Raw genomic sequence first — 17627 nt, forward strand, 5'->3', positions numbered from 1 at the left:
TCGCGTCGGTGAGCAGGTGAAATACGGCGGGTTCGAGCACCGTGACGTTGTAGACCGGCAGGCCGATGCCGAGGGCAAGGGCAACGACCAGTATGATGACGAGGTGTTTTGTTTTTTTCATGGGACGGGACCGCCCTGGTTCGGAGTCTGAAAGCGCCTTGGCGTGGGGGGGGGCTTATGAATTTATGCTTATTTTTTAACTGGATAGCCCCTTTCTCTCTCTGGTTAGTTATTAACCATATGGCGCATCTTATGGCAAGTTATAAATAGGTAACGCATGTAAATGCTCAAGATTGAATGTCCGGGGTAGGATACAGAAGCTGTTTTGTATGGCCCCGCCTGAAGGTTTTATCTTGTGGCGGTCCGGTTTGCCGACGGTAAGTTCTGGGGAAGTGCCTTGCATTGACAGTGCGTCCTGCACGCGTCGCATCCTGATCGCACACACCGGAAGAGAGGATCTTCTTTCCTGCAATTTCGCCGTTTCCAGGTTGGGGGAAGAAATCTCGGAGGTCTTTCTCTTCTTCGACGGAGGGCGTCGCATTTCAGGGGGGAGAGGCGCACCGGGCGGTCGCTCCCGTTCAAATGGTCGCCGCCCCGAGGCACCTAGTCGGGACCCAGCAGGCTCTTCACCTCCTCCACCATGTTTCCGCCGTCCATCTCCGCCTTGAGTATCAGGGTGCCCCAGGTGCTGCTGCCGTTCTTCACCGAGCGAAACAGCTCCCCGGGCTGCCTGCCGGTTTTGCGCGCCAGCAGGCAGGCCAGAATCGTTTCTGCGTCGCCGGCTCCCTCCGCGCGGAGTCCTTGCAGCTCCTTCGGGGAGGTCCCCGTCCTTCCCGCCAGCAGATCGTCGACAACGAAGCTGGCCAAGGCGTTGTCACCGGCGCCCTTCTTCAGAAGAGACATGACGCGGGGCGGCAGCAGGTTCTCGGACACCCCCGCCCCGGACAGGGCGTCGGGCCAGCTCCCCGCAGCCTTCCGTGTCGCCTTCCACTGCGCGGGATCTTTTCCCGAGCGCTGGGCCAGCCAGTAAAGGATCCAGAGGCCCTCTGCGGTGACGCGGGGTTTTTGCTTGGCGAAAATCACCTTTTTCTTCTCGATCCCGAAGACCACGCTGAAGAAGGAATTCTGGGTTGTCGCGAGAAAATAGGGGTCGGCGGCCGCAGGCTGGCCGGGGTCGAAGTCGCGCACGTAAAAGCAATGGCAGGGCATGGCCCGTGCGAACAGGGGGAGGGACAGGCAGCAAAAGAGCAGGATGGGCAAGAACGTTTTCTTCATGGTCTTCTCCGGAAAGATGGGGGGCGGGAAGGTCGTGCCTTCATGCTTTTAAGAGCCACTGCCGGGTCTGTTGGAGGAAGCCGACGGCGGACCGGATATCCTTGTTCTCGGATCGCTGCAATATTTCAAGAGCGTCGGTTATCAATTCAAGGGCTTGCTCTGTTTTTGGTTTGACCATGGTCATCACCACCTTTGATACGGGTCGAAGTCCTTCGTTCCTCTCCACGGGTGAGGCACCCGGATTGCCCGCTCCGCGGTGCTCCGAAGGATTGGCGTTGGCATGCAGGGCAAAGGCACGATTGTTCATCGGGCCTTTCGAGCAGGTCAAAGGCCCGGCTCAACCGGTCGACCCCCTTGGCGAGTTCCTTTGTGGCTCTGTTCTGCTCATGGAGAGGAGCTTGCGGGCTTCGTGCAGGATGGCGAGAGCCTTTTCCGTCTCCTCCATCGTAAGGTTTTCCATCGATATCTTCCTTGACCGGTCTCTGCGGACGCGGGGAAGGGGGGCTCCGGGGGGCGTTCCCTGCCGGAGCCCCTTGGGGATTAAAACCGCCAAGCCAGGGAGAAGTCGACGGCGTCCTCGCTCAGTCGGGACTCCATCTCTACCGGCGCCACGACGACCGATCCATCGCTCTGGGGGATCGGTATCGTGCCGCTCCCTTTCAGGGTGCTCTCGAAAGCGTGCATGTAGCCGAAGTTGAGGCTCAATGCGGGGGTAATGTCGTAGCCCAGGCCGACGGTAGCGTGATGTTCGGCCACTGCCGGAAAGCCGATGACCCGCAGAGACTCGAAACCGTAGGTGAGCACGTTCTTGCCCTGCACCTCGGTATTTCCGGCGCCGTCGAAGCCGTGATGCTCGTTGATCTGGTTTTCGGCGTAGTTGTAGCCGAGCCGCAGTGTCAGCTTGTCGGCCGGCTTGAGTTGCGCGCCCAGGGCCAGGACCAGCTGGTCGTCCCAGTCCATGACGTCGTAGCCGTTGGCGTCGGACCAGTTCAGCCACTTGGTGTCGAGTTCGAGGAGCAGGTCGGCATTCGGTTCAAAGGCGAGGCCGAGCCCGAAAGTCTGAGGGGCCTCCAGCTTGAAGTCGTCCATGTCGGTGCTCTGCCGAGTGACCTCGTCCAGGTTGTAGACGTTTTGGTGGTCGACGTTGATGGGCGAAATGTAGGTGGCCCCGAACGAGAGGCTTTCGCTCAGGCGGTAGAGGATGCCGAGCTGGCCGCCGATGCCGTAGTTGAAGGAGGAACCCTGGTTCAGGTCGAGGGCCGAGTTGACCACGTGGAGCGCCGCTCCGAGAGAGAGCTTGTCGTTGACCTGGTAGGCGATGCTCGGCGCCACTTTCAGGATCATCAGCTGGGTGGCGTCTGCGGCGCTCAGGCCGGCGATCTCCGTGTCGCGGTAATCGACGCCGAGGCCGGTGACCCCGTAGGCCGACAGGCCGAGGCGCAGTTTCTTGTTTATGGGCGCGGAGATGCCGAAGGCCGGCACCAGGTAGACTTTCTTGTCGCTCTCCGCCTTCAGTTCGTTGCCGCCGATGGTGATTTTCGCCTCGATCGTGGGGGCGAAAAGGGTGGCCGCGAAATCGAACTCCGAAGAGGGGCAGAAGGGGCCGACGCACATCGCCGCGGGGTTGGCGAAGGTGGCGCTGATGGCGTCCTGGGGGGCGGCGATGCCGACCCCGCCCATGGCCCTGGAGATCGGGCCGACGCCGATGAGGTTGTCGCCGTTTGTGGCGTGAGCTGCCAGCGGCAGCAGGACGGCCAGACCCAGGGCGAAGAAAATCCGGGCGAGCATTTTCATGACGGACTCCTTTGGTTCCATGGATGGGCCCCGCCCGGAGCGTGCCGCTCCGGGCGGGGGCTGGAGGTTATTTCGCCGCTTTCTTCAGTTCCCTTTCCGACAGGGCCCTGGGAGTCTCCTTCAGATACTGCTTCTCCAGGTCGGGGAAGGTCAGGTCCTCCTCCTGCAGGAAGATCTCGTCGTTGCCGTGGCAGTTTTCGCACATCACCTTCGCCCCCTCCTTGTGGATCGGCGCCAGCTGCAGGAAGTGGGTGGGGTAGGGCATCCAGGTCGGCTTGCTCTCCAGGTCATCCTGCTTCAGTTCGATCCCCAGGTGCTTGAACATGTCGGCCGACATGTTGCCCGTGGTATGGACGAAGGGGTAGATCTTGCCCTTGAAGTCGCCCAGCTTGAAGATGTGCTCCATGTCCGGCACCCTGTCGTGGCAGCTGATGCACGACTCGTATTCGGTGCCGTGGCAGGACTGGCAGGCGACGCTGTCGTTGTGCATCTCATGGGCCGCGTTGGAGCTGTCGATCTGCTGGTGGCAGTTGTGGCAGTCGGCTTCGATGAGGCCGGGGGTCATCATCCCCATCGGCTCCTCGGGGCCGCCCCGGCCGTGGAATTGCTGCTCGGTGCTGTGGCAGGAGACGCAGTCCATGCCGAGTGCGGAGTGCAGGTTTTTCTCCTCGGTGAAGAAGCCGGCACCGGCCAGGTGGTGGCAGGGGATGCAGACCTGCAGGTTGTCCGGCTCGCGCTCGAAGGAGTGGTTCTTCTGCAGGCCGGCGTTGGCCACCGGGGGGGTGCCGACATGACAGCTGCCGCAGGTGGCATGGCAGTTGAGACAGTCGGCCTCCATGATCTTGCCCACGACCTCTTCTTTGTGGGGGGTGGTGCCGAGGCGGTCGGAAAGCTTCAACTTGACGCCGGTCATGTTGAAGTGGATCGATGTCTTGAAGTTGTCCACGATGTCCTTGTGGCAGGAGGCGCAAACAGCCTGGCCGCCGTCGGCGGTGGGATCCTTGACGATCCCCTCGTGGGCTTTCTCCACGTTCATGGTGTCGGGATCGCCGGCGTGGCAGAACTCGCACGATGCCTTGCCGTGGATGCGGTCGTTCACGAACTCGGAGGCGACGTACAGGCCTTGGGCCACCGTCTCTGCCGCCACGTCATGGCCGTAACCGTCCTTGGTGTCTTCCACGATGGAGCGCAGATAGTCGAGCTGTCCGTGGCAGAGCAGGCACTTTGAATCGTTCATCGGGTTGGCATAGGATTTTGGCTGGACGCTTTTGGGCGGGCCGCTGTGGGGCTCCGAACTGGCGCCGGCCAGGGTTGCGAAAAGGAGTCCCAGCAGGGAGAGGGCGCCGCATAGTTTCCACAGGTTGTTCACTTTCATCTTCTCCTCCGGTGCAGTTGGTTGGCTCTTTCTGAAAGGCTTCGTCTTTGTTTTCCGTCCGCCGGTTGATTTCACCTCCCCTCGGGATGCCGGCAAAAAGGGTTGGTCTGTGCTGTTTACGTGGCCACTTGAGCAGCCTCGCCGGGCTGCGGGTGCGATCGTTTTCGGGCCGAGAAACCCGGCCTTTTCCTCTGGAGTGTCGGGCCCTGGAGGGAGGAAAGCGAAGGGGGAGGTGGGCCCGGTTTTGCGGGGAGTGCGCAAAGGCCCTGCTTCGGCCTGCCTTGGGGCATCTCCAGAATCGGGGATAGCAGGGGGAGGGTGGCGCACATGAAGAGCCAGCTCAGGCAGGCGGCGAGAAGTCCCCAGAGTAAGGCCTCCGGCAGCCCCTGAACGAACCGCGGGATGCGTCTGGCCGGCGGCGCGGAGGTACCAACCGAGCGGTCGGTCGGAATGTTGCCAGAAGGAAGTTTCATCGCTTCTCGCCCTTTTGCGAAGGATGTTCCTCGCCACCCCGGGCTGTCGGCTGGACTTCGGGGCATGGTTCTTCGGCGGCTCCGCCGGGGGGCGCCGGAGGGGCGCCGAGGCACATCTCGAGAGAGGAGATGCTCTTCCGGAGAAGGGCCGCAGGACGGCACAGCTGCCTCCTCCCTGCACCGGCCAGGAGCACCTGTGCCGACCGGAGGCGTTCTACGGCCTGGAGAATTTCTCGATCAGCCATGATTCGATCTCCGTTTCGGTTTCGGGGTGCCCCCAGGTCTTGTCGCAACTGAGGCATTGTTGGATCGTGCTGCCCAGGGGGCGCGAGTAGGGGGATCCGCAGGCCGGGCAAATTTCATGGTTCCCCTCGGGGAGGGTGGCGAGTTCGGCGGCGTGAAGGAGCATCTCGAGCGCTGAAACGAATTCGCTCCGGGGTTTGCTCATGGATCGAAGTTTGCGGACCAGGAGGGTGCTGGCCTCGCACAGAAGGATCAGTGCCTCTTCGTAGTCTTTCTCTCCCACGCTGTTCATTGGTGACTCCTCTGGTCTTGTCGCCTGGGGAAGCAGGCATTGTTACGTTTCCAAGCGAACGGTCGGTCGGTATGTGTGGCCGCCCCTGCCGAAGCCCCCTTGTCCCGCCTGCTACGGAGACGCAATCTCAAGGGCCCGCTGCCGGTCCCGGGCGGCCGGGACGAGATCCGCAGGCGCGCGGGGCGGCAGAATCTTTGGTCGCGAACGAGCGTTCGGTTTCTTTGAGGGTAGTGCAAGCGGGGTGCCACTGTCAAGAGGCGAGCGAACGTTCGGTCAAAAACTTTGTCAGTCCGGCGGGTTGTCCGTTTCGGTCCGGAGGCGGCACAGGGAGGGGGGCGTTCTGGAAGGAAGGGGAGGGCGGTGAATTGGCAGGTGGGGGCGGTGATTAGGCGTGGCCGGCAGAGGCCTTACCGTGCTACCCCCCGCCATCCGCTCTCCCATATGGTGTCGAGGTGGCTGGAAAGAGAATCCTTGATGACCCCGTCGAGGCGCAGGTGGATCATCCGGAACATCCCTCCGAAAAGGCAGGTGGTTGCGAGGGTGGTTTCCATCTCCCGAATCTCGCCGTTCTCGATCCCCGCCTGGACCATCTCCCGCATCATGGCGAGGGGGCGGGAGGAGCAGATGGGGATGGCCGAGGGCATGAATTCGCGGTGTTTTGCGTAGAGCATGAACTCCATTTCGGCGGGCCGGGTTTCGGTCATTTCGAACAGAAAGCCCATCACCGACCGGCAGCCTTCGCGGGCCGAGTCATGCCGGGCCTTGATCTCTTCCATGGCCTCCGTCATCGATTCGAGCAGGTCGGCATAGATGGCCTTGGCGATCTCCTCCTTGCTTTTGAAGTGGTGGTAGACAGCGCCGATGCTGATGTTGGCTTCCCTGCGGATGTCGTGGACCGAGGTGTTGAAATAGCCCTTGGTGGTAAAGAGGCGGAGTGCTGTATTCATGATGGTTCTGCGCAGATCCTGGGCTTTTTCCGCCCTGCGGCTGTTCTCTGCCATTGGACCTCCCGGGTGGCGAGTGAGCGTTCGTTCTTTATTCGGGTATCAATATAATCGAAATCCGTCCCGGGATCAAGTCTTCGTGGGGGTTATTTCTTGCGGCGGAAGACGTCGGTCTTGAGGCTGGAGACCCGGTCGAGGAAGAGGAAGCCGTCGAGGTGGTCGATCTCGTGCTGGATGGCCACCGCCTCGAAGCCGCTGGCCTGGACGACCCGCTCCTGGCCGTCGCGGTCGGTGAACTGGACGACGATGCGCTCGGCCCGAGTGACGTTGCCGGTGTAGTCGGGGACGCTCATGCACCCCTCGCGCATGGTCTCCTGCCCCTCCTTCTCGATGATCTCGGGGTTGATCATGACCAGCAGGCCGTGGTTGTTGTCCCGGCCGAGCTTGCTCTTGGAGACGTCGACCACGACGGCGCGGCGGCTGGCCCCGATCTGGGGGGCCGCCACGCCGACGGAATGGCCGGCGGCGACCATGGTGTCGACGAGGTCCTGGACGAGGGCGTCGGCCTCGGCGTCGAGGGCGGCAATCGGCTCGCAGGGGGTCTTGAGAACCGGGTCGGGGTAGAGGAGGATGTCGCGAACGGCCATGGTTTATAGTTCCACCGGGGTGATGGGGCGCACGTTGATGTCGACCTGAAGCTCGTCCTTGATCCCCTTCATCAGTTCGTCCAACTCCTCCACGGAAATGGCCGGGGGCAGGATCGCTTCGATCATCATGACGTAGACGGGGCGCTGCTCGCTGCCGATCAGCTTGGTGTTGAGGTCGGTGATGTTCACCTCCCGCGCGCCGAGCTCCCTGGCCACCCGGTAGACGATGCCCGGCTTGTCGGAGCCGTACACGGAGATCATGCAGGCCTCCCCCTGAATATCGGGCCGCTGCTCCCCACCGGGCTTGAGGGTGCGCAGGAAGACCGACAGGCCGCTCTCCTCGAGGGGCTTGAAGGAGTCGCCGAATCCTTCGGCGCCGTCGTATTCCGGGTGGGAGATGATGAGGATCATTGCGAACTGCCCCCCCAGCAGGCTGCAGCTGGAGTCGGCGATGTTGCATCCCAGACGGTAGAGGATTTCGGTGACCTGGGAAACGATTCCAGAGCGGTCACGACCGATGATGGTAAGGGCGAAATGTTTCATAGGGACACCTCGAGGCGGCAGGGTTCGGGTTGGGCCAAACAGCGCGGGGTTGCGCCACATCTCCTTTCCTTCTAACATGGATGCAGAGAAATTTCCAGTAGATAGGGGGAGATGTGAAAGATTCGCACGACATCGACGAGCGCGACCTGGAGGTGACCTTCTTCAAGGCCCCCGGGCCGGGCGGGCAGAAGAAGAACAAAAGCGAGACGGCGGTGCGCATCAAGCACCTGCCCACCGGCCTGATCGTGGTCGCCGCAGAATCCCGCTCACGGTTGACGAACCAGAGGCGCGCCATGGAGCGCCTTCGGGAGCGCCTGGCCGCTCGCAACCGGCCCCGCAAGAGGCGCGTTCCCACCCGCCCCGGCAAGGGCTCCCGGGAGCGGCGCCTGGGACAGAAGAAGCGTCGCGGCGAGATCAAGCGGGGTCGGGGCCGGGTCGAGTCTTGACCGGCTCGACCCCGGTCTGTCAGAGCCCGCGGGAAGCACCCGGCTTTTTCGCCCCGGCATTCTCTTCAGCCCGTTTCGCTGGCGTTGACACCCCCCCTCCCTCTGCTAACGTATATTCGACGAGAGCCGCTCTCCGGGCCGCGGGATGCGGCCGTTGGCCGAAGCGGCCGCGGAGCAGCAGAAGACCACGAAACTCGATCCGGGCCGCAAGGCCCAGCGGTTGGGAAAGAACACCTCCGGGTTCCTGGGTTGGGGCGCCATCCATTGCCGGGAGGTCGATCTGCTTATGCGACGCCTCGTGGAGGGGCCGGTCGAGGCGGCGGGGAGCCTGCAGGAACTGGAAGGGGCTCTGGAGCTGTTCGACGGGGGGCGTGCGGAGGTGGACGCGCTCTTCCGCCTGCGACGGAAGGTCGTTCCGGGCTGATCTTGTCTGGTTACCCGCGAGGGCGGGGGAAAGTGAAACCATGGCCGCCAGGATGGTACTCAACGACGGGCCCCCTCCGCAGCGCGATATCGAGCTGGAGGTTGCGGCCCACCTGCGCAGCGACATCAACCGGCTGAAGGGGGAGTTCTACGATCTGGAACGGGGCAAGGTGGACTACTCGGCCATGAAGGCATCCCGGGCCTACCGGGAGTATGCGGCCGACACCGCCCTGCTGCGGGACTACGATCTGGCTCGGCTTCGCAGCGGGGGGGAGAGGCTCGCCTTCTGGATCAACATCTACAACACCCTCGTCATCCATGGGGTCGTCCAGCTGGAGATCCGGGAGACGGTCAAGGAGGTTTCCGACTTCTTCGGCCGGATCTCCTACCGCATCGGGGAGATGACTTTCACTCCCGATGACATCGAGCATGGCATCCTGCGCGGCAACCGGCGGCCGCCCCACGGGTTGCTGCACCCCTTCTCTTCATCTGACCGGCGCCTGGAGTACGTCGTCGACCCCCCCGATCCCCGCATCCACTTCGCCCTCGTCTGTGCCTCCTCGTCCTGCCCGCCCATCAATTTTTACACCCCGGACCGCATCGAGGAGCAGCTGGAGGTTGCAGCATCGGGCTTCGTCAACGGGCCGGAAGTGGAGATACGCCCCGAAGAAAACCTGATCAAGCTCTCCCCTATCTTCAAGTGGTACCGACCCGATTTCGGGGGCCACCAGGGGGTTATGAACATGCTCATTCGCTACCTCGACCACGGCGAGGTGAAGGACTTTCTTATCGAGCGGGGCATGGCGGCGGACCTGGAGTGGAAGGATTACGACTGGCACCTGAACCGGTAATGAGGAGATCCGTTCGTCAAAAAGGCCACCCTGGCGGGTGGCCTTTTTGACGAGAAATGTATTCGGCGGCAGCGCCTTTCTTAGCTGATCTCGGCCTTGGCCTGGGGGTCGAAGGGGCTGAGACGACGGGCCAGGGAGTCGAGGTAGGGGTAGTCCTGCTTGAGGTGCGCCATGTACGCGAGCCATTCGCAGGTCAGGCGGGTGTAGGCCCTTTCGATGTCCCCGCCGAGGTGGCCGAGGTCGGCCTCCGAAAGGTTTTTCAGGTCCTGGCGATGACCCAGTTCCTCGCCGAGATGGAAGCCTCCCCAGAGCACGTCGGTGAAGCGCTCGTACTCCAGGATGTTGGGGTTCTCCAGGATGCGCAGGACAGAGTCCCGCTTCCTCTCAAGGTGGTCCCTTATGGCCGTCAAGTCGGCCCGGCTTGCGTCGATGCGGAAAGTGACCCTTTCCGCATCCCGGCGCGCCCGGGCGAAGTCGGCCCCGTTCCAGCTGTCGCTGGCGGCGAAGCGGTCCCGGGTNGTCCCGGGTCGCTTCCACTTCCCTGTCGAAGCCCGAAAGGAGCCCCAGCAGTTCCGTGCCGGTTTCGCTGAAGAAGGAGCCGACGACCATGTTGAGCTTGGCCCGCTTCTCCCGCACCTCCAGGAGCTTGTGCAGGATCATGGTCACCAGCAGCACCTCGATGAAGACGAAGCCGATGTCTCCCACGAGGAACATGAACAGGTGGTGGGCGTCGTGGAACAGGAAATAGCGGATCGTATAGACGATCGCCGAGAGGACGACGAGGACAATTCCCAGTACGACCTGCCAGTTCAGGGTTTTCGTTTCACACGGTCCTTTCCCTTTTTGGAAAAACACCCCTGGCCGGGGTTGCATCGGTTTTCTCCGGCCTTTACCGCGCCACGGTCATTTGACGCGGGACGCTCCACTCCTACCCGGCCCGCCCCCGGTTTCCCTAAGAATCAGACTTACCGCCGCTGCGATGTCCTCCGCCACCCGGCCGCCTCCGGGCTCGGCATAAGCCTCGACCCCGACACGGTATTTCCCCGTCCTGACGAGGATGCCCTGCAGGCCGGTCTCCAGCGGGCCGGCCACGTCGGAGCGGGCGTCGTCGCCGATTATCACTGCCTCCTCGGGCCGGCAGCTCAGTTCCTCCACGGCGCGCAGGAAGAAGGCCGGGGCCGGCTTGCCGAAGATCCGGGCCCGCGTTTCGGAGGCATACTCAGGGCAGTGATGAAGGGGCCGGCGTCGAGCAGAAGGCCGTCACTTCCCTGGAAGTAGCGGGTCTTTCCGGTGGCGAGCAGCGGCGCACCCTCCTTCAGCAGACGGAATGCGGCGTTGAGGCTGTCGTAGGTGAAATGAAATAATCGAAAATGTCATGCTGGCCAGTCGATTGTTGGGCACTCTTTTAAGCCTCACGCCCCCCTATAATTGAATCGCCACCGTTTCACTCGACACTCTAGGGCTACCCGGTAGCCACAATCCCGACAAGGATTAGGTGTGGCCAATCTGGGCCGAATTGAAGTCAGGGTCAACCATTTCTACGTCTGGAAAATTCTAAGTTTCGAGACAACGCCGGATGAGCCAGAAGTGCCTAGGAAAATAGGGGCCATTCAAACTGTCAATTCAATATCTGACGCCAAGGTTTCTCTGCACAACACTTCTTGACTTCAGTCTTGAATTTGAATATACCTTTCAGCATGAAAAAGATACTGATCCTCTTTGCGCATCCGCGCTACGAGAAGTCTCGAGCCAACAGGGCTTTGCTGGACGGTCTTCGCGAGCAGCAATTCATTACCGTCCATGATCTCTACGAAAACTACCCGGACTTCAACATCGACGCCGCCCGGGAACAGGCCCTGTTACTGGAACATCAGATCATTGTTTGGCACTTCCCGTTTTATCTGTATGGCGCGCCGGCCGTGATCAAGCAGTGGGTCGACCTGGTTTTTGAACATGGTTGGGCGCACGGTGAAGGGGCCAACAACCTCGTAAACAAGCAGATATTCTGTGCGATCACCTCCGGCGGCACGCGGGAGAGCTATTCCCACGGTGGATTCAACCGGTATACCGTCGGGGAACTGCTGCGCCCGCTGGAGCAGGCGTCCAACCTCTGCAGGATGACCTGGTTGCCGCCTTTCGCAGTCCAGGGGACCTACCTTTTGACCGACAACATGCTGGCGGACTATGCCTACTGGTACCGGCAGGTGCTCGAGAAACTGGCAGAATCTCCTCCCCTTGAGGCGATCAGGAAACACGCGTTTCTCAATGACTGGATTGCCGACCTGGGCCGAAAGGAGCAGCCATGACCGGCAGCATTCTTGGGCAGGCCATCGTTTACCTTGCCGCGGCGGTGGTCTGCGTACCTTTAGCCAAGCGTGTCGGGATGGGTTCGGTGCTCGGCTATCTGCTGGCGGGCATTCTCATCGGCCCCTTCTGCCTCGGCTTCGTCGGACATGAGGGGGAAGACATCATGCACTTCGCCGAATTCGGTGTGGTGATGATGCTCTTTCTGATCGGTCTCGAGCTGGAACCGGCCCATTTCCTGAAAATGCGCAACAGCATCCTGGGGCTGGGATCGCTGCAATTGGGCCTGACCTCCCTCATTCTGTTCGGCGGCTTTACGCTGCTGGGATTCGACTGGCGGGGGGCCGCTGCAGCCGCCCTGGCCCTGGCCCTTTCGTCCACGGCCATTGTGATGCAGTCCCTCAAGGAAAAGGGGCTGGGGAGCTCCCAGGCCGGCAGAAGCTCCTTTGCCGTGCTGCTGTTCCAGGATATCGCCGTCATCCCGATCCTGGCTCTGCTGCCGTTTCTGGCCCTGCAGAGCGGTGCAGGCGCGGAACATGGCCATGGCCCGGGACTGCTGGACGGCCTGCCGGTCTGGCTGAAGGCCGGCTCGGTCCTTCTGGCCGTGGCCCTGGTGTTCATTCTGGGCCGCTATGTCGTGGTCCCCTTTCTCCGCATTATCACCAAGGCGAGCGTGAGAGAGCTCTCGGTCGCCGCGGCGCTGCTGATCATTGTCGCCATAGCCTTTATCATGCAGCTGGTGGGGCTGAGCCCGGCCCTTGGCGCGTTTCTCGCCGGTGTGCTGCTGGCCAACAGCGAGTTCCGCCATGAGCTCGAAAGCGACATCGAGCCCTTCAAGGGGCTGCTGCTCGGTCTCTTCTTCATTGCGGTGGGCGCATCGATCAATTTCAAGCTGCTGGCGGAAAGCCCCGGAACCATCATGTCTCTGGTGATGGGGATCATCGTCATCAAGGCAGCGGTACTTATCCTTGCCGGAAAGCTGTTTCGGCTCTCCTTCGACCAGAACACCATTTTCGCCATCGGCCTCTCCCAGGTCGGGGAATTTGCTTTTGTGCTGCTCGCCTTTATCAGCCGACTGGAGATCCTCGGCAGCGACTGGACCGACACCCTGATGGCTGTGACCGCCATCAGCATGACCCTGACCCCGGTGCTGATGCTGATCAACGAACGGCTGGTACTGCCGCGCTTCGGCACCCCGGAACAGGAGGAGAAGGAAGCCGACGCCATCGACACCGAACACTCGGTCATCATTGCCGGCTTCGGCTCCTTCGGCAGCACCCTGGGGCGTTTTCTGCGCGCCAACGGTGTCGAAGCGACCATCCTCGACAGCGACTCCGACCAGGTCGACCTGCTCCGGCGGATGGGCTTCAAGGTCTTCTATGGTGACGCAACCCGCCTCGATATCCTCCATTCGGCAGGCGCGGACAGCGCCCGCATCCTCTTCATCGCTACGGACAACTTCTCGACGGTCAACACCCTCGTGGCCACGGCCAAAAAACATTTTCCAAACCTGCAGATCATGGCGCGGGCCGGCAACAACCTCGATGCCCACGAACTCCTCGACCTGGGGGTCGACCATATTTACCGCGATTTTCTCCATACGTCGGTACAGGCGGGGGTGGATGTGCTGTCAAACCTGGGCTTTCGGCGCTTCAGCGCCACCCGGGCCGGGCAGAACTTCATGAAGCATGACGAGGCCGCAATGCACCATCTGGCCCCCCATCGCCACGATGAAAGCACCTACATCTCCAATACCAAAGAGCAGATCCAGTTGCAGGAGCAGTTACTGGCCAGCGACCGCGCCATCGACCACGCCCAGAATGACCATGCCTGGGACTCAAGCAGCCCTGTAACGGCAGCGACGGAGCAGCACGAAAACCCTTCGTAGTCGGGGAATGACAATGAAAAGGCCCTCCCGGTAGTCGCTGGGAGGGCCTTTTTTTTGGTTATTCAGGATTTTTCGGGACCCCCTCACGGGGAGGACGAGTTGGAAAAAAGAGACCTCCTCCGGTCCCGCTTTCCGTTCAGAACCGGAAAAACCGGCGGGTTTCGCCCCGCCAGTCGAGTTCCCTTTCTTGCTCGGCCAAGAAAGGGAACGCCAAAGAAGGCCGCCCCGCTCCTTGCCCTTCGGGTTCCCTGCGCTGCGCAGATGAATTCGGCGCGGACGGAAACTCGCCTTCGGCTTCGGACATCCGTCCGCGTCTTCCGAATTCATCCACTCCGCTCCGGCGGCGTCACAGGGGATCTGTTTTCCCCGAAAATCCCCGATGAACTTTTTTTTGCCGTTTAATTATCAGGCCCGGCGGGGAGTTGAGCAAAAGCTTTGATGCGGCGTGAACATTAAGTGCGTATTGGGGGAGTGTGGGTCACTTTTAGGGGGTTGAATTTTTTATGGTTTTCATCTCAAACGATCACGCACGTTTGTCTTGTGGAACAACCCGGCCGACGGTGGCGATAGTGACGACCGTGAAGTAAATGGCGTCGGCCAGCGAGAGCCCCTCGGCCAGGATGAAGCCGAAGGTTCCCAGGGACATGGCGGCGCACAGGATGGCGAGGTAGATGCGCAGGCGGAGTCTTTCTGTCGAAGTCGTCGTCGGGACAGGTGGGGGAAGGGGGTTTCAGGGCAGACGCGACAGCATGCCATTAACGGCTAAGGATGTCATCATGAGGAGGAGGAAAAAATGGAGGGGCGCGGCGGACGGGGGCGGCGCCTCCCGGTCAGCGCAGCGCCAGTTCCACGCCGAATAGGCGGCCAGCCCGACGGCTCCGATCAACGCCGCCAGGAACGGACCTCTCTGCTCGAGGAGGGCGAAGGCGGGGAACTGCAGGGTGGTTGCCGACAGGGCCAGGCACCACAGCAGGATCAGGCGCCGGACCCGCTCGGGCGGCAGGTGGTCGAAAAGGTTGGCCATTCCGGCCCCGCGCAGGTCCTCCCGGTCGGTCCAGGCGCGCTGCAGGAAATGGGGGATCTGCCAGAGATAGAGCAGGCCGCAGAGAAGCAGGATCGGGTGGTCGGAGGGGTGGCCCCCCGCGACCAGCCAGCCCATCAGGGGGGGGAGGGCGCCGCACAGGGCACCGGCCAGCAGGGCCAGCGGGGTGCGTCTCTTCAGCGGGGTGTAAAGCCCGAGGTAGATGCCGATCCCCAGCAGGCCGAGGGCTGCCACTGCCGGGGGGAGGCCGACCCCCAGGGCCGCTGTGCCGGCGGTCAGCAGCGCCGTGCCCCAGACGGCTGAGGCGCGCGGGGAGATCCGGCCCGCCGGCAGGGGGCGGTTCCGGGTCCGCTCCATGAGGGCGTCGGTGTCCCGCTCGAGGACCTGGTTGAAGACCGATCCGCCGGCCGCCAGCAGGAAGAGTCCGCCAGTCAGGGCGGGGGCGGCGTTTCCCGTTGGGGCCGGGAAAAAGGCGTAGCCGACCAGGCCCGAAGCGGCGATGGCGGCCGACATGGGCAGTCGAATTAGGGCTCTTGCAATGTCCCACGGGCGCTCGGGCACGGCTACTTCAGCTCTTTCAGGTAGGCGATGATCGCATCGAGTTCGGCCTCGGATAGGTCCGCGAAGGCGGGCATGATGGGCGGGTAGCCGGCCACCACCTCCCGGGCCGGGTGCAGGATGGAGGTGCGGATATAGGCGGCGTCGGCGGTCACGCTCCGTTCACCTTCTTCGCTTTGGACGGTGACCTGGCGGCCGAAGAGGCCCTTGAAGGAGGGACCCGCCCTCTCGCTTCCGTCGGTGGAGTGGCAGCCGAGGCAGCCCTTTTGGCCCGCCAGTTCGGCGCCGTCGAGGGGTGGTTCCGAAGCCCCTTGCGCACCGAGCATATAGGCGATGATCTGCTCCAGATCCTCCTCGGGGATCTGCCCCGTATAGGCGGGCATGATCGCCGGGTAGCCCTTCACCACGTCCGCCCCCGGGTTTTCGATGGAGCGCCTCAGGTAGTCGGCGTCGGCGCTTAGGGTCCGCTCACGGCCCCCGGTCACGACGATCGCCTGGCGCCCGCCGATGCCCTGGAGGGTGGGGCCGGCCCCCGGAGAGCCGTCGAGGGAGTGGCAGCCGGTGCAGCCGTGTTCGGCCAGCAGTCCGGCGCCCGGCGTCTCTTCCGCGGCGCTCTTCTCACCCTCGTACCACGCGGCGAACTCCTCCGGGGGAAGAGCTTCCACGGTGGTGATCATGTCCGCGTGGGCGACCCCGCAGTACTCGGCGCAGAAGATGTCGTAGGAGCCCGGTTTGGAGGCGGTGAACCAGACGTAGGTGTCCATGCCGGGGACGGCGTCTCGCTTGACGCGGAAGGCGGGGATGAAAAAACTGTGCAGCACGTCCACCGAGCGGATCTGGACTTTGACCGGGGCGCCCGCCGGGACATAGAGTCTGTCGCTGGTCTTTCCGTTGTCGTATTCGAAGAGCCAGGACCACATGCGCCCGGTGACAGTGACTTCCATCGCCCCCTCCGGAACGTTGCGCAGGGCCAGGTAGCCGGCCCAGCCGTAGTAGAACATGGCCATGACCAGGACCGTGGGGATGATTGTCCAGACGGTTTCTAACAGCAGGTTCGAGGCGACCTGGGATGTGGGCCGGGGGTGGCGTTTGTGGTTGTAGCGAAAGAGGAAGTAGATCATGGTCGCGGTGATGCCGAGGAGCATGACCGCCGAGATCCCGAAGATCACGAGGAAGACGAAGTCGACTGTTTCGGTTGTGGTTGCCAGTTGCGGATTCAATGGTCTGCCTCTAGCGGTAAAGGACGTCGAAGAAGGTGAAGCCGATGAAGATCGCCAGGACCACAAGGGTTGCCAGAAGGCAGATCCGCAGCAGCCGGCCCTCGTATTTCATGTGCATGAAGAAGGCGATCACGAGGGCCGATTTGACCGAAGCGATGCCCAGGGCGGCCCAGATGTTCAACGGGCCGAGGTCGAGCCGGGAGGCTCCGACGGTGGCCGCGGTGAGGGCCAGCAGCAGCAACCAGACGATCACGAAAGTGCGGGAGTTGACGATATGGGGTGCTTTCTCTGTCATGGACAACTCTTATTTTGCCATCCGTTCGCTGCGCCGTCTCGAGACACAATGATTCGGAGGAAAGACAAGGCCGGTTTTTCGATTGCTGCAATACGGGTTTTCTCTGTGTCTCCGTGTCTCTGCGGCATGAAAAGCTCTACAGGATCAAGTAGTAGAGGGGGAAAACGAAGATCCATACCAGGTCGACGAGGTGCCAGTAGAGTCCGGAGTTCTCCAGTGCGACATTGTCTGCCGGCCCGATCTTGCCGGATTTGACGCCGAGCAGGACCCAGACCAGCAGGGCCGCTCCGATGAGCACGTGCAGGCCGTGCAGTCCGGTGGTGATGTAGTAGAGGTTGAAAAAGACGTCCTGTCCCGGGGCCATGTCTTTCAGGTGCTCGGAGCCGGGATAGATGCCGTGGGCGATCTTGGCGCTCCACTCGAAGTACTTGTTGATCAGGAAAACGGCTGCCGAGACCACCGTCGCGCTCAGAAGCGCCAGGGTCTGCCCCCGCTGCCCCTTTTGCATCGCGCTGACCGCCAGGGCCACGAAGAGGCTGCTGGTCAGCAGTACCAGGGTGTTGGCCGTTCCGAAGGGAAGACTGAGTTCCCTGCTGGCCTGAACGAACGCGGCCGGGTAGCGCTGCAGGTAGACCGCGTAGAGGATGAACAGCCCGCCGAACAGCATCAGTTCGGTGAACAGGAAAAGCCACATTCCCAGTTTGGCGCCGGCGTAGTCCTTGTGCACTTCCTCGCTCACAGCAGCCCCGCTCCCTTGAAGTCGTAGGGGCCGTGGGTGACGGTCGGATCCTTCTCGAAATTCTCCTTCGGGGGCGGCGACGGCACTGTCCATTCCAGGGTCGCTCCGCCCCAGGGGTTGGGGCCTGCCGGGGCACCGCGGAAAACGCCGCGGAACAGGTTCACGAACATGATCGTCAGGCCCACGGCGAGAATCCAGGAGCCGACCGTGGCCAACTGGTTAAGACTGGTGTACTCGGGCAGGTAGTCGTAGTAGCGCCGGGGCATCCCCTTGAT

The 17627-nt window shown here is 62.3% G+C and carries 20 protein-coding genes and 3 pseudogenes; 5 read left to right on the plus strand and 18 right to left on the minus strand.

Features of this window, described 5'->3' with window-relative positions; all coding sequences use genetic code 11:
* Nucleotides 1-603: 603 nt before the first annotated feature.
* From C0617_RS00005 to C0617_RS00050, 10 genes are all read right to left on the minus strand, one after another.
* Nucleotides 604-1275, minus strand: a complete 672-nt coding sequence (locus tag C0617_RS00005; protein WP_291314964.1) for a hypothetical protein — start codon at nucleotides 1273-1275, stop codon at nucleotides 604-606.
* 40 nt (nucleotides 1276-1315) lie between these two features.
* On the minus strand, nucleotides 1316-1582 hold the full coding sequence (locus C0617_RS00010) for a hypothetical protein (protein ID WP_291314965.1): 267 nt from the start codon (nucleotides 1580-1582) through the stop codon (nucleotides 1316-1318).
* Nucleotides 1583-1612: 30 nt separating this feature from the next.
* A complete protein-coding gene (locus C0617_RS00015) occupies nucleotides 1613-1735 on the minus strand; it encodes a hypothetical protein (protein WP_291314966.1) in 123 nt (40 codons plus the stop codon).
* 80 nt (nucleotides 1736-1815) lie between these two features.
* Complete coding sequence (locus C0617_RS00020) at nucleotides 1816-3069, minus strand: outer membrane protein transport protein (RefSeq protein WP_291314967.1); 1254 nt, start codon at nucleotides 3067-3069, stop codon at nucleotides 1816-1818.
* A gap of 67 nt (nucleotides 3070-3136) precedes the next feature.
* Nucleotides 3137-4444 carry a multiheme c-type cytochrome gene (locus tag C0617_RS00025; RefSeq protein ID WP_291314968.1) on the minus strand — a complete coding sequence of 436 codons (1308 nt, stop codon included), beginning with the start codon at nucleotides 4442-4444 and terminating at the stop codon, nucleotides 3137-3139.
* Between the two features lie 469 nt (nucleotides 4445-4913).
* A complete protein-coding gene (locus C0617_RS00030; protein ID WP_291314969.1) occupies nucleotides 4914-5162 on the minus strand; it encodes a hypothetical protein in 249 nt (82 codons plus the stop codon).
* A complete protein-coding gene (locus C0617_RS00035) occupies nucleotides 5132-5452 on the minus strand; it encodes a hypothetical protein (protein ID WP_291314970.1) in 321 nt (106 codons plus the stop codon). Before C0617_RS00035 ends, C0617_RS00030 begins: the two co-directional genes overlap by 31 nt.
* A gap of 407 nt (nucleotides 5453-5859) precedes the next feature.
* Nucleotides 5860-6453 carry a TetR/AcrR family transcriptional regulator gene (locus C0617_RS00040; protein WP_291314971.1) on the minus strand — a complete coding sequence of 198 codons (594 nt, stop codon included), beginning with the start codon at nucleotides 6451-6453 and terminating at the stop codon, nucleotides 5860-5862.
* An 89-nt stretch (nucleotides 6454-6542) separates the two neighbouring features.
* Nucleotides 6543-7043, minus strand: a complete 501-nt coding sequence (gene def, locus C0617_RS00045) for a peptide deformylase (RefSeq protein WP_291314972.1) — start codon at nucleotides 7041-7043, stop codon at nucleotides 6543-6545.
* Nucleotides 7044-7046: 3 nt separating this feature from the next.
* The gene (locus C0617_RS00050; protein WP_291314973.1) at nucleotides 7047-7586 is read right to left on the minus strand and encodes an ACT domain-containing protein; all 540 of its coding nucleotides are present in this window, start codon (nucleotides 7584-7586) and stop codon (nucleotides 7047-7049) included.
* 113 nt (nucleotides 7587-7699) lie between these two features.
* On the opposite strand from C0617_RS00050, the gene C0617_RS00055 reads away from it, so the two are divergent.
* The 3 genes from C0617_RS00055 to C0617_RS00065 all read left to right on the plus strand — a co-directional run bounded on the left by C0617_RS00055 (nucleotide 7700) and on the right by C0617_RS00065 (nucleotide 9306).
* Complete coding sequence (locus C0617_RS00055; protein ID WP_291314974.1) at nucleotides 7700-8032, plus strand: peptide chain release factor-like protein; 333 nt, start codon at nucleotides 7700-7702, stop codon at nucleotides 8030-8032.
* 154 nt (nucleotides 8033-8186) lie between these two features.
* A complete protein-coding gene (locus C0617_RS00060; protein ID WP_291314975.1) occupies nucleotides 8187-8456 on the plus strand; it encodes a hypothetical protein in 270 nt (89 codons plus the stop codon).
* Nucleotides 8457-8496: 40 nt separating this feature from the next.
* Complete coding sequence (locus C0617_RS00065) at nucleotides 8497-9306, plus strand: DUF547 domain-containing protein (RefSeq protein ID WP_291314976.1); 810 nt, start codon at nucleotides 8497-8499, stop codon at nucleotides 9304-9306.
* Nucleotides 9307-9386: 80 nt separating this feature from the next.
* Here C0617_RS00065 and C0617_RS00070 read toward each other — a convergent pair.
* Nucleotides 9387-9824: pseudogene (locus C0617_RS00070) on the minus strand (hypothetical protein); the annotation flags it as partial.
* 385 nt (nucleotides 9825-10209) lie between these two features.
* Nucleotides 10210-10503: pseudogene (locus tag C0617_RS00075) on the minus strand (HAD hydrolase-like protein); the annotation flags it as partial.
* A 500-nt stretch (nucleotides 10504-11003) separates the two neighbouring features.
* On the opposite strand from C0617_RS00075, the gene C0617_RS00080 reads away from it, so the two are divergent.
* Both C0617_RS00080 and C0617_RS00085 read left to right on the plus strand, forming a co-directional pair.
* Nucleotides 11004-11612: an NAD(P)H-dependent oxidoreductase gene (locus C0617_RS00080; RefSeq protein ID WP_291314978.1), complete on the plus strand. Its 609-nt coding sequence runs from the start codon at nucleotides 11004-11006 to the stop codon at nucleotides 11610-11612.
* Entirely contained in the window at nucleotides 11609-13498 is a 1890-nt protein-coding gene (locus C0617_RS00085; RefSeq protein WP_291314979.1) for a monovalent cation:proton antiporter-2 (CPA2) family protein, read from the plus strand. Before C0617_RS00080 ends, C0617_RS00085 begins: the two co-directional genes overlap by 4 nt.
* 523 nt (nucleotides 13499-14021) lie before the next feature.
* Here the strand turns inward: C0617_RS00085 and C0617_RS00090 are convergent.
* From C0617_RS00090 to C0617_RS00115, 6 genes and pseudogenes are all read right to left on the minus strand, one after another.
* Complete coding sequence (locus C0617_RS00090) at nucleotides 14022-14177, minus strand: ion channel (protein ID WP_363324412.1); 156 nt, start codon at nucleotides 14175-14177, stop codon at nucleotides 14022-14024.
* Between the two features lie 51 nt (nucleotides 14178-14228).
* Nucleotides 14229-15053 (minus strand): protoheme IX farnesyltransferase, encoded by an 825-nt coding sequence (locus C0617_RS00095; protein WP_291314980.1) that lies wholly within the window; start codon nucleotides 15051-15053, stop codon nucleotides 14229-14231.
* Between the two features lie 50 nt (nucleotides 15054-15103).
* Entirely contained in the window at nucleotides 15104-16318 is a 1215-nt protein-coding gene (coxB, locus tag C0617_RS00100; RefSeq protein ID WP_291314981.1) for a cytochrome c oxidase subunit II, read from the minus strand.
* A gap of 10 nt (nucleotides 16319-16328) precedes the next feature.
* Complete coding sequence (locus tag C0617_RS00105) at nucleotides 16329-16613, minus strand: cytochrome C oxidase subunit IV family protein (protein WP_291314982.1); 285 nt, start codon at nucleotides 16611-16613, stop codon at nucleotides 16329-16331.
* 136 nt (nucleotides 16614-16749) lie between these two features.
* Complete coding sequence (locus C0617_RS00110) at nucleotides 16750-17352, minus strand: cytochrome c oxidase subunit 3 family protein (RefSeq protein ID WP_291314983.1); 603 nt, start codon at nucleotides 17350-17352, stop codon at nucleotides 16750-16752.
* A pseudogene (locus C0617_RS00115) lies at nucleotides 17349-17627 on the minus strand (cytochrome c oxidase subunit I); the annotation flags it as partial. The gene C0617_RS00110 and the pseudogene C0617_RS00115, both read right to left, overlap by 4 nt.

Source organism: Desulfuromonas sp. (assembly GCF_002868845.1).
Lineage (GTDB): Bacteria > Desulfobacterota > Desulfuromonadia > Desulfuromonadales > BM501 > BM501.